Raw genomic sequence first — 12,029 nt, forward strand, 5'->3', positions numbered from 1 at the left:
GCGCGGCTCGCGCGGATCCCGGACAAGCGGGGTGGTACCGCGGTATCGACGCAACCGGCGTCGTCATCGTCCCCGTGCTGACACATACGCGCCCATGGCGCGGCGGCACGAGGAGACGCATCCGCGATGGCGGACGAGACTTCCAGCAGCGCATACCCGCGCGTCGATCTCGGTGGCAGCGGGGCATCCTTCCCTGACCTGGAGCGTCGTGTGCTCGACGCCTGGGCCGCGGACGACACCTTCCGCGCCAGCATCGAGAACCGGACGGGTACGGGTGAGTTCGTCTTCTACGACGGCCCACCGTTTGCCAATGGTTTGCCTCATTACGGCCATCTACTTACCGGGTACGTCAAGGACCTGGTCCCGCGTTTCCAGACGATGCGCGGTAACCGGGTCGATCGGCGTTTCGGCTGGGACTGCCACGGACTGCCCGCGGAAATCGAAGCGGAAAAGCAGCTCGGTATCACGGACAAATCACAGATCGATGCGATGGGGCTCGCGGAATTCAACGCGGCCTGTAAATCCTCGGTGCTGCGCTACACCGGTGAATGGCGCGATTATGTGACGCGTCAGGCCCGCTGGGTCGACTTCGACAACGACTACAAGACGCTCGATCTCGACTTCATGGAGTCGGTGATGTGGGCGTTCAAGTCGCTGCACGAGAAGGGCCTGATCTACCAGGGCTTCCGGGTGCTGCCCTACAGCTGGTACGAGCAGACGCCGCTGTCGAACCAGGAAACCCGTCTCGACGACGCCTACAAGATGCGTCAGGACCCGGCCGTCACCGTGGACATGGTGCTGCGCGTGCCCGCCGAGCATCCACTGCACGCCCTCGATGGCGCCAATGCGCTGATCTGGACCACCACGCCGTGGACGCTGCCGTCGAACCTCGCGATCGCGGTGCATCCGGATGTGCGGTACGTGCATGTGCGCGCCGCCGACGGCAAGCGCTACCTGCTGGCCGCCGAACGGGTGTCGCACTACGCGCGCGAATTCGGCGACGCTGAATCGTCTGGTCGCTCCGCAGGCTCCGCTCCTGTCGAGGTGCTCGGCGAGTTCGACGGTCTCGCGCTCGCGGATCTGTCCTACGCACCGCCATTCGACTTCTTCGTCGGTCATCCGCGCGCGCATCGCGTGCTGACCGCCGACTACGTGACCACCGACTCCGGCACCGGAATCGTGCACCTCGCCCCGGCATTCGGTGAGGAGGATATGGACGTCGCCACCGCCAACGGCATCGAGCTGGTGCAGCCGCTGGATCCGGGCGGCAAATTCACCTCGATGGTGCCGCCGTACGAGGGCATGATGGTCTTCGACGCCAACCCGGTGATCATCAAGGATCTCAAGACGGCCGGAAAACTGCTGCGCCACGAGACGATCGAGCACTCCTATCCGCACAGCTGGCGTTCCGGTCAGCCGCTGATCTACATGGCGGTGCCGTCCTGGTTCGTCGCGGTCACCAAGTTCCGCGACCGGATGGTCGAGCTGAACAAGCAGATCACCTGGGTGCCCGAGCACATCCGCGACGGCCAGTTCGGCAAGTGGCTCGAGGGCGCGCGAGACTGGAACATCAGCCGGAACCGATATTGGGGCAGCCCGATCCCGGTGTGGGTCTCCGATGATCCGGCCTACCCGCGCGTCGATGTATACGGCTCACTCGATGAGCTGGAGCGCGACTTCGGCGTGCGTCCGACCGATCTGCACCGGCCGATGATCGACGAACTCACCAGGCCCAACCCCGACGATCCGACGGGTCGGTCGACCATGCGCCGGGTGCCCGAGGTGCTGGACTGCTGGTTCGAGTCCGGCTCGATGCCTTATGCCCAGGTGCACTACCCGTTCGAGAACAAGGAGTGGTTCGACAGTCACTTCCCGGGCGATTTCATCGTCGAGTACAACGGGCAGACCCGCGGCTGGTTCTACACCCTGCACGTGCTCGCCACCGCGCTCTTCGACAGCCCGGCCTTCAAAACCGTTGCCGCGCACGGCATCGTGCTCGGTGACGACGGACTGAAGATGAGCAAGTCCAAGGGCAACTACCCCGATGTGAACGAGGTGTTCAACCGGGACGGCTCCGATGCGATGCGCTGGTTCCTGATGAGTTCGCCGATCCTGCGCGGCGGCAACCTCATCGTCACCGAGCGCGGCATCCGCGAAGGTGTCAGCCACGCGCTGCGCCCGCTGTGGAACGCCTGGACCTTCCTGCAGCTCTACGCCTCGAAGCCCGGTGTGTGGCGTACGGATTCGCCGCATGTGCTGGATCGCTACATCCTGGCCAAGCTTGCCGAGACCCGGGATGCGATGACCGAGGCGCTCGAGATCTACGACATCGCCGGCGCCTGTGAGGAGCTGCGCTCGTTCGCCGACGCGCTCACCAATTGGTATGTGCGCCGGTCGCGTTCGCGGTTCTGGGAGGAGGATCGTGACGCGGTCGACACGCTGCATACCGTGCTCGAGGTCGTCACCCGGCTGGCCGCGCCGCTGCTGCCGCTGATCTCCGAGGTGATCTGGCGCGGGCTGACCGGGGAGCGGTCGGTGCACCTGGCTGATTGGCCGGCGGGAGCGGAGCCTGCGGAGCGACCAGAAAGGACAGCGGGTTTCCTTCCGTCCGATCCGGACCTGGTGGCCGCCATGGACGAGGTCCGGGTGGTCTGCTCGACGGTGCTGAGCCTGCGCAAGGCGCAGAACTTGCGGGTGCGGCTGCCGCTGGCCGAGGTCACCATCGCCGCGCCCGACGCCGAGCGGATGCGGCCCTTCGCCGACATCATCGCCGATGAGGTGAACGTCAAGAAGGTCGATCTGACCACCGATGTCGCCGTGCACGGCCGTTTCGAGTTGGTCGTGAACGCCCGCGCCGCCGGCCCGCGCCTGGGCAAGGACGTGCAGACGGTGATCAAGGCGGTGAAAGCGGGCGAATGGTCCGAGAACGCCGAGGGCGTGGTCACCGCGGCGGGTATCGAACTGCTGCCGGAGGAGTACACCCAGCGTCTGGTCGCGGCCGAACCGGAATCCACCGCGGCCCTGCCCGGGAATGCGGGCCTGGTCGTGCTCGATTCGGCGGTGACCGAGGAACTCGAGGCCGAGGGCTGGGCGCGCGATGTCATCCGCGATCTGCAGGAGACGCGAAAGTCCTTGGGGCTGGATGTGTCCGACCGCATCACCGTGGTGCTGGAGGTGCCGCAGGACAAGGCGACGTGGGCGCAGACCCATCGCGACTTGATCGCGGGCGAAATCCTGGCCACCGCGCTGAGTTTCGGTGATCCGGGCGCGGATGCCGCCGATATCGTCGGAGGCGTGCGGGTTTCCATCGCCAAGGTCTGATCCGGCGAGCGCTAGAGCTCGGTCTTTCGACCGGCAGTCGGGGCGGGACCACTCGGTCCCGCCCCGACTCATGTCGCACGACCGCCGATCAGCATGTGACATAGATCACATGCTGGTAAATAGCTGATTCCTTGTCGTGCTCGCACAATGCCCGGCACAATCGGGGATGTTGCTGCTGGTGCGGAGAGGCACTCCTGTGGTGGCAGTGAATGTTCGTACTTGAACTGCTCTACCTGAAATACCTTGCGCCCAAGGCGGATACACGCAGATCTATTGAGCGATCTGCCACGCAATCGCTACGGCCGCAGGTGCTGTGAAGTGCGGTTCCCTCCCCGACGGCGAGGCCGGTACCGCGCGGTAGCCGGGTCGACGGAAGGGACGAGCACATGACCAGAAAACCATTGCGCCGGATAGCCTTCGGGCTTCTGGTATCCACCGTCTTGACGCTCGCACTGGCCGGACCGGCCAGCGGTGACAGCGGCAGCGCCTCCGGTTCGGGCGACTCGGGATCCGCCTCCGGTTCGGGCGGCTCCGGATCTGCCTCCGGTTCGGGCGGCTCGGGATCCGCCTCCGGCAGTTCCAGCGGGTCCGCGGCACTGCCGCTGCCGAGTGTCGCTGGACTCGGCGCGTTGACCGCCGCGTACACGCAGATCGGCAAACCCTACGAGTGGGGTGGCACCGGACCTTTCACCTGGGATTGCTCGGGCCTGGTCCAATGGGCGTTCCGCCAGGTCGGCGTGAATCTCCCGCGCACCACCTGGCAGCAGGCCAGGGTCGGTGCCACGGTGCCGTTCTGGGCACTCTCGCTCGGCGATGTCGTCATCCTCAACGACGACGCTTCGCACGTCGGCATCTACGCGGGCTCCGGCCAGATCCTCGACGCCCACGACTGGGGCGTACCCGTCGGCCTGCATCCGCTGGACGAGTTCGACATCTTCACCATCCGTCGCTTCTGATCTCGGGGCGCACGCCGCACGTGGATCGGCTAGGTTTCCCTGCGACCAGCGCGGCTGCGCGCAAGACGCAACGATGGGGATCTAGATGGCAGTACTCGATGTGCGACGGGGATCGGTAGTGCGGGCGGCTGGTGGGGTCGCCGGGGCGCTACTACTAGTCGCGGCGGTAACCGGTTGCGGCGGTGACAAGAAGGCGGCCGCGGCCGCGGCGCCCAGTGTGTTGGACGGCTTTTCGAAGCCGGAGAGCGTGCTGGTCGCCGGGGACAAGTGGTTCGTCTCGAATATCGGTGCGACGCAGGAGCCGATGACCAAGGACGGGGACGGGTTCCTGACGCGGCTGGACGCGAACGGAAAGGTGATCGAGCGCAAGGCGATTCCGCGCGCGGGGGATCCGCCGCTGAACGCGCCCAAGGGGATGGCGTTCGCGGACAACAAGGTGTTCGTCGCCGATATCGATCGGGTGGTCGGCTATGACGTGGACACCCTGGGACAGGTCTTCGAGGCACCGCTGGGCGGTGACGCCGCGTCGCTGCTCGATGACATTGCGGTGCTGGACGATAAGACGCTGCTGGTCACCGATACGGTCCGCGGTTCGGTGTACAAGCTCGATCTCGAGACCAAGAAGTACGGCACCTTGACCACCGCGATCCCGGGCGCCAACGGCATTGTGCTCGACAAGTCGAGCAAGACCGCTTACGTCGCCGCGCTCGGCGCGTACTTCGAGGGCGGCAATCTGTACAAGCTCGGTGTCGAGCAAGCCCCGGCCGCCGTCGGCAAGGTCGGCACGGTGCACGGCATCCTCGACGGCATCGCGCTGCTGCCCAATGGTGATCTCGCGGTGTCGGATTGGGTCGCCTCGGACAATCCGGCGCCCGGCGTGATCAAGATCTATCACACCGATGGGACGGAGGTCACGACCGTAAAGCTGCCCGGCGAACTGCACGGCCCAGCCGATTTCACCCTCGACGGGGCCGGAAAGAACCTGCTCGTGCCCGCGATAGCCGACGACAAAGTCGCCATCGTCGCGCTGCCCTGATCGTTGCCGCCCTGATCAGTCGACGAGCTGGCGCAGCAACGGTCCGTACTGCGGATGGGCCAGGGCCGAGGCGAATTGGGCGACCAGGTAGTCGGCCGGATTACCGGTGTCATACCAGCGACCCTGGATGACCTGGCCGAAGACCGGGTTGTCGGCGGCGTGCACGTTGATCGCATCGGTGAGATACACCTCGCCGGTGCGGTGTTCGTACCAGCGCTCGGTCTGTCTGCGCAGTTCGGAGATGATGCCGGGGGTGACAACGTAGCCGCCGACCGCGGCGAAGTTCGACGGCGCGTCCTCGGGCTTTGGCTTCTCCATCAGACCGGTGATGCGCAGCAGACCGTCGCCGCGGTCGTCGGCGACGACCGGCACGCCGTAGCGCTGGGATTCGGACGGGTCCATCGGCATCAGCGCGAGCACCGGCGCGCCGGTCGCCTCGAAGGCGTCGATCAGCTGTTGCGCGCGCGGCACCTCGGCGACGAAGACGTCATCGGGCCACAGCACCAGCATGGGTTCGTCGCCGAGATTACGGGCGGCGTTGAGCACCGGGGTGCCGTTGCCGTAGGGGCCGTGCTGATCCAGGTAGGTGATGTGACCGAGCCGGGACAGATCGCCGACCTCTTCCACCGCGTCGGCGTAAGCGGCCTTCCCGTCCGCGCGTAGTTGGGCCACCAGCGCCGGGTTGGGGCGGAAATGGTCCTGGATCAAGGACTTTCCGCTGCTGACCACGATGGTGATATCGGTGATGCCGGATGCGACCAGCTCGCGGACGGTGTGCTCGATGACCGGCTTGTCGCCGACCGGCAGCATCTCCTTGGGGATCGCCTTGGTCAGCGGGAGGAGTCGGGAGCCGATTCCGGCGGCCGGGATGACGGCCTTGCGGATCTTCATGAACCGATCATCACATACCGAGGCGGTCCGAAAGTGCGATCCTCGGGCTTTTCCGAAACCATGTCGCGGTTCGGGGCGAACGGGATTCGGGCAGGTCACGGGCGGTCGGTGGGGCATTGCGGCGGGCGGATTCGGTTGCTGACGCTCGCACAGGATCGGCAGCAATCTCACAGTCACCACACAGCGGGAGCTGTCGGTGGGGCGGCGTACATTTCCGGACGTGAGCACCGACAACACCGTCGCCGCCCCGGAGCGCGCCGGGCCCGGCAGCGGCCGTACGGCCAGGCGGTGGGTGCTGCATATCGATATGGATGCCTTCTTCGCTTCGGTCGAGCAACTGACCCGGCCGACGCTGCGTGGCCGTCCGGTACTCGTCGGTGGCACCGGTGGGCGCGGTGTCGTGGCGGGCGCGAGTTACGAGGCGCGAGTGTTCGGGGCGCGTTCGGCGATGCCGATGCATCAGGCGCGGCGACTGATCGGGGTGAGCGCGGTGGTGGTGCCGCCGCGCGGCGCGGTCTACGGCGTGGTGAGCGCGCAGGTCTTCGAGGCGCTGCGCGGCCGCATCCCGGTGCTGGAGACGCTGTCGTTCGACGAGGCCTTCGGCGAACCCGCCGAATTGGCCGGGTCCACGGCCGAGCAGGTGCGCGAATTCTGTGAGGAGCTGCGCGCGCTGGTGCGCGAGCGCACCGGGCTGGTCGCCTCGGTCGGCGCCGGTACCGGCAAACAGCTCGCCAAGATCGCCTCCGGAATGGCCAAACCCGATGGGGTGCGGGTGGTTTCGCCGGACGAGCAGCAGCAGCTGCTGGCGGGGCTGCCGGTGCGCAAGCTGTGGGGGATCGGTCCGGTGGCCGAGAGCCGGTTGCGCCAACTCGGCATCGAGACCGTCGGCGCGTTCGCCGCACTGCCCGAATCCGAAGCCGTCTCTATCCTCGGCGGCAGCGTCGGCGCGGCACTGCACCGGCTGGCCCGCGGCATCGACGACCGCCCGGTCACCGAGCGCGCCGAGGCCAAACAGATCAGCGCCGAGAACACCTACGAGACCGATATCGTCACGATGGCGCAGCTGCGCCCGGCGATCGAGACGATGGCGGCGGCCGCGCACCGTCGCCTGGAAAAGGACGGGCGGGCCGCGCGCACCGTGGTGCTGAAGCTGAAGAAGTCCGATATGAGCATCGTGACCAGGTCGTTCACGCTGCCGTACGCGACCACCGAGCTGGCGACCCTGACCACCGCGGCGCAGCGCTCGGCCATCGATCCGACCGAACTCGGGCCGATTCGGCTGGTCGGGGTGGGCTACGGCGGCCTGTCGACCGTCCGGCAGGAATCGCTGTTCCCGGAATTGGATCAGGCGCCGGTCGAGGACCTATCCTACGCGGGCACGTGGGAGGCCGACGCCGTGCAATCCGATGCTTGGAGCGCGCGTATTCAGCCGGGGCCGTCCGATGCCGAGGACGGGCAGCCGGACCAGTCGGGCATCGGCGCGACGGCAGTCGGCGATGCGGTGCGGGAACAGACCGCGCAGACGAGTGGCGGTGCAGCTCAGAGCAACACGCCGACATCGCGGGCGACGCTGTGGTATCCAGGGATGGACGTCGAGCATCCGGAATACGGACACGGGTGGGTGCAGGGCGCCGGACTCGGCGTTGTTACCGTACGGTTCGAGACCAGCTCGACAGGGCCCGGTCCGGCGCGTACGTTTGCCGCCGACGACATCTGTCTGTCCCGGGCGGATCCGCTCGGCAGTCTCCGCTGACAGGTAGCCTGTGTCATTCGTGCAGCGTCGCCGGTTCGGGTGACGGCTGCCGTGGTTGGAACTACGACATGTACCTACTCGAACGTAAAGGACGAGCAGTTGAAGCTTCGTAAGACTGGACGCATCGCCATCGCAGGTTTGGCCGTCGTCGCCGCACTCGGCATGACCGCTTGCAGCGATGACAAAGACAGCAAACCGGCCGCGAAGACGAGCACCAGCGCCAAGGCTTCGGCCAGTGCGAGCGCGAACACCAATCTGCCGCCGACCCCGACTCCGGCCGAACTGAACGCCCAGCTGCAGCGGGCGCTCGACCCGTCGGTGCCGAACTCGGAGAAGCTGGACGGTGTGCAGGGCGCGCAGGCCGACCCGGAGCTGCCGAACCGTCTCGCCGAGGCGGCCAAGAGCGCCAACATCAGTGTCGAGGTCACCGACGTGACCACCTTCGGCGACAGCCTCAACGCCAAGGCCAAGGTCGTGCTCAACGGCCAGGAGAACATCGTCGACGTGCCGTTCGTCGCCGAGGATGGCAAGTGGAAGATCCAGAAGGCCTGGGCCTGCACCATGCTGACCAACCTCGGTCAGCAGTCGGTGGCCTGCAGCTGATTTCCCGCCCGGGCGACGGCTGGAGCGTCGTTCGAAAGAACGGCTGTCGCGGTCGACCATGGGTCGGCCGCGACAGCTGTGGGCTTCGGCGAGAATCAAAGCCGTACACCGGCAAGAACTTTCGTTTGGAATAGTTACCGTTAGGATCGAGCCCCGTGGCTGACACGATGGTGTGGGCGGGGCAGCCGTCCGTCGAGGAACCCGAACCCGGGACGGCACAACCGAAGAGACGTGGGGGATGGGCCGGGCCGATCGCGTTGATCGCGGGCCTGTTGGGCATGGTGTTCGCGGTGGCGGTGCCACTGTTGCCGGTGCGCGTGGACGCCGCGACGCTGAGTTGGCCGCAGGCCGGTTCCGCGCGCAGCATCGAAGCTCCGCTGATCTCCTATGCGCCACTGACTTTCGACGCCACTCTGCCTTGCACGGCGATCAACCAGCTCAGCGCCAAGGGCGGCACGCTCGCCGCCACCGGGCCGACCGGCGCGCCCGATCTCGAGCGGTACGGGTTCGTCGCCCGGGTTACCGCGCCGGGGGCGGATGCGGCGGCCCGGCTCGATGTGGTGCTGCGCAATCAGGCGTTGCTCAGTGTGCCGGTGGCCGAACTGGTTCCGGGGTGCGAGCTCACCGTGCATGCCGATAACACCAAGGCCACCGCCACTCTTGTCGGATTCGAGGCGCCCGGATTTCCGGTGCTGCTCAACGGCGATTACCGGCCGCAGATGGTCGGGATCTTCAGTGATCTGGCCGCGGCCGATGGGGCGAAGGTCACCGCCGAACTCGACACCAGGTTCTCCTCGACGCCGACCCCGATCAAGCGTGCGGCGATCTGGCTGGCCGTGCTCTGCACGATTGTCGCGCTGGTCGCGTTGTATCGGCTCGATCGGCAGGACGGTCGGCGGGTGCGCCGGTTCCTGCCGCAGCGCTGGTGGACGTTCTCGCTGCTCGACGGGGCGGTGCTCGGCACGATGCTGGTCTGGTACTTCATCGGGTCGACGACTTCGGATGACGGTTATCAGTTCGGGATGGCGCGCGCGTCGGGCGTCGCGGGCTATATGGCGAACTACTTCGCCTACTTCGGCGTGCCCGAAAATCCGGTCGGCACACCGTATTACGACCTGATCCGGATCATGACCGAGATCAGCACCGCCAGCCCGTGGGTGCGGCTGCCCGCCCTGTTGTGTGGAGTGCTGATGTGGCTGCTGCTCAGCCGCGAGGTGGCGCCCCGGCTCGGTGTCGCGGTGCGGCACAACGGGGTGGCGATGTGGACCGGTGCGCTGGGCTTCTTGACCATCTGGTTGGCCTATGACAATGGACTGCGGCCGGAACCGCCGGTGGCGCTGGGACTGCTGCTCACCTGGTGTCTGGTGGAACGTGCCATCGCGACGCGGCGGCTGTTGCCCGCCGGGTTCGCGATCCTGGTCGCGGCCTTCGCCTGCACGGCCGGGCCGTCGGGTGTGATCTGTATCGCGGCGCTGCTGGCGGGATTGCGGCCGGTGGCGCGAATCATCATGGCCCGCATCGGTACTCAGGGCTCGGTACGCGAGCGGATCGTCGGCTATGCGATGCTGCTCGCCCCGCTGCTCGCGGCGGGCACCGTGGCGCTGTCGATCATGTTCGCCGATCAGCCGCTGACGGCGATGTTCGAGATGAAGCGCATCCACCACATCGTCGGCCCGGATGTCGAGTGGTTCAACGACTATCTGCGCTACCAGTACCTGTTCCAAGGTGAGACAGACGGCTCCGTCGGCCGCCGGATCGGCGTGCTCGCGATGCTCGCCGGAATCGTCGTTTGCGTACTGGTGCTGCTGCGCAAGGGTGGTCGGATTCCGCTGACCGCGGCGGGTCCGACCCGGCGCATCCTCGGTGTCACCGTCGGCGCGCTGCTGCTGATCATGACCACCCCGACCAAGTGGACCCACCACTTCGGTGTCTATGCCGGTGTGGCCGGTGCCGTGGCGATGGTGACCGCCATGGCCGTCGCACCGCGGGTGTTGCGCGCGCCGCGCTACCGCGCCGTGTTCGCTGCGATGGTCGCGTTCCTGCTGGCGCTGGTCTTCTCCGGGCCCAACAAGTGGTGGTACGTCTCGTCTTACGGCATTCCGTGGTGGGACAAGACACCGGTGGTCGCGGGATTCGAACTCAACAAGCTGTTCCTCTCGGCGACGGTCGTTTTGCTCGCCGTGGCCGCCTGGTGGCACGTGCATTCACCGGAACCCGGTACCCCGCACCGGGTTTCACGATTCGCCTGGCGGGTGTCGGTGCTGCCGCCGCTGACCATCGCGCTGGCGTTGCTGGTCGTCTGGGATGTCGGCTCCTTCGCCAAGGCGGCGGTGTCCCAGGGCCCGGCATTCTCGCTGGCGCGCTCGAATATCGAAGCGTTGACCGGAAAGACCGCCGGCCTGGCCGGTCATGTGCTGGTCGAGACCGATCCGAACGCCGGCATGCTGGCACCGCTGACCGGCGATGCGGTTTCGACATTGTCGGGCGTCGGAACCGGATTCACCGGCGCCGGTGTGGCCGGTGACCTGCGGCCCGATGACAGTTCGAGTCCGACCGGCAGTATCGCCGACGCGCTGAGCAGTAAGTCGTCCTCGGAGAACACTGCTGGAACCGCCACCGACGCATTGCCTTTCGGGTTGAACCCGGCGACCACGCCGGTGCTCGGCAGCTATGGCTCCGGTGACGCTGGTCCGGCGGATCTGACCACCGGTTGGTACCGACTGCCCGAAAACGCCGACCGCACCGGCATTATCGCGCTCACCGCGGCGGGCCGGATCCGGTCGGTCGACGCCGACGGAATCGTCACGCCCGGTCAAACCCTCGAAATCGAGTACGGAGCAAGCGATTCCGCGACAACCGCGCAGCCGATGGGGCGCGTCACGCCGATCGATATCGGGCCGGCCCCGTCCTGGCGGAATCTGCGCGTGCCGTTCACCGAAATCCCCAGTGGGGCAGATGTCATCCGCATCGTCGCTGTCGATCGTGACCGAAATCCGAAGCAGTGGCTGGCGCTGACACCGCCGCGGGTGCCGCGGACCCAGACACTCGATGCGGTCGTCGGTTCCCGGGTTCCGGTGCTCACCGACTGGATGGTCGGCCTGCAGTTCCCGAAACAGCGCCCCTACGACCACCGCGACAACATCGCGGAGATCCCGGCCTACCGCATCCTCCCGGATCGGCCCGGGGCCGAGATCACCAGCCTGTGGCAGAGCCGCGACGGTGGCGGCCCGCTCGGCTGGTCCAATATGCTGCTGCGCCCGCGTACGCTCGCCACCTATCTCGATCAGGACTGGCGTCGAGACTGGGGTGAGCTCCAGCAACTCACCCGGATCGACGCCACGGCCGCGCCCGCCGCCCCCACCATCACTCGACAAGACCACTCGGGCTTATGGACCCCGGGCCATATCAACACGTCCTACTGACGCTCGACGCCGACTATGAACGTGTGGCCCTGGGCCGTGCGCATCAG

7 protein-coding genes are annotated in these 12,029 nt (G+C 66.9%); 6 read left to right on the top strand and 1 reads right to left on the bottom strand.

The window, feature by feature from the left end; all coding sequences use genetic code 11:
* Window positions 1–126: 126 nt before the first annotated feature.
* The 3 genes from ileS to OG874_RS04140 all read left to right on the top strand — a co-directional run bounded on the left by ileS (window position 127) and on the right by OG874_RS04140 (window position 5,313).
* Entirely contained in the window at window positions 127–3,321 is a 3,195-nt protein-coding gene (gene ileS / locus OG874_RS04130; protein WP_330253797.1) for an isoleucine--tRNA ligase, read from the top strand.
* Window positions 3,322–3,707: 386 nt separating this feature from the next.
* On the top strand, window positions 3,708–4,277 hold the full coding sequence (locus tag OG874_RS04135; protein ID WP_330253798.1) for an NlpC/P60 family protein: 570 nt from the start codon (window positions 3,708–3,710) through the stop codon (window positions 4,275–4,277).
* A gap of 85 nt (window positions 4,278–4,362) precedes the next feature.
* Window positions 4,363–5,313, top strand: coding sequence for an SMP-30/gluconolactonase/LRE family protein (locus OG874_RS04140; RefSeq protein WP_330253799.1), 951 nt, complete (start codon window positions 4,363–4,365; stop codon window positions 5,311–5,313).
* Between the two features lie 15 nt (window positions 5,314–5,328).
* Here the strand turns inward: OG874_RS04140 and OG874_RS04145 are convergent, their stop codons facing one another.
* Complete coding sequence (locus OG874_RS04145; RefSeq protein ID WP_330253800.1) at window positions 5,329–6,204, bottom strand: UTP--glucose-1-phosphate uridylyltransferase; 876 nt, start codon at window positions 6,202–6,204, stop codon at window positions 5,329–5,331.
* Window positions 6,205–6,511: 307 nt separating this feature from the next.
* On the opposite strand from OG874_RS04145, the gene OG874_RS04150 reads away from it, so the two are divergent.
* From OG874_RS04150 to OG874_RS04160, 3 genes are all read left to right on the top strand, one after another.
* On the top strand, window positions 6,512–7,957 hold the full coding sequence (locus OG874_RS04150; RefSeq protein ID WP_442943377.1) for a DNA polymerase IV: 1,446 nt from the start codon (window positions 6,512–6,514) through the stop codon (window positions 7,955–7,957).
* Window positions 7,958–8,056: 99 nt separating this feature from the next.
* A complete protein-coding gene (locus OG874_RS04155; RefSeq protein ID WP_330253801.1) occupies window positions 8,057–8,560 on the top strand; it encodes a hypothetical protein in 504 nt (167 codons plus the stop codon).
* A 155-nt stretch (window positions 8,561–8,715) separates the two neighbouring features.
* The gene (locus OG874_RS04160) at window positions 8,716–11,982 is read left to right on the top strand and encodes an arabinosyltransferase domain-containing protein (protein WP_330253802.1); all 3,267 of its coding nucleotides are present in this window, start codon (window positions 8,716–8,718) and stop codon (window positions 11,980–11,982) included.
* Window positions 11,983–12,029: the final 47 nt, after the last annotated feature.

The organism is Nocardia sp. NBC_00565, assembly GCF_036345915.1.
Taxonomy (GTDB): Bacteria; Actinomycetota; Actinomycetes; order Mycobacteriales; family Mycobacteriaceae; genus Nocardia.

Excerpts from the sequence above, each read along its gene's own strand:
- ileS (WP_330253797.1), top strand. The coding sequence starts at position 127 with ATGGCGGACGAGACTTCCAGCAGCGCATACCCGCGCGTCGATCTCGGT.
- OG874_RS04135 (WP_330253798.1), top strand. The coding sequence starts at position 3,708 with ATGACCAGAAAACCATTGCGCCGGATAGCCTTCGGGCTTCTGGTATCC.
- OG874_RS04140 (WP_330253799.1), top strand. The coding sequence starts at position 4,363 with ATGGCAGTACTCGATGTGCGACGGGGATCGGTAGTGCGGGCGGCTGGT.
- OG874_RS04145 (WP_330253800.1), bottom strand. The coding sequence starts at position 6,204 with ATGAAGATCCGCAAGGCCGTCATCCCGGCCGCCGGAATCGGCTCCCGA.
- OG874_RS04150 (WP_442943377.1), top strand. The coding sequence starts at position 6,512 with ATGGATGCCTTCTTCGCTTCGGTCGAGCAACTGACCCGGCCGACGCTG.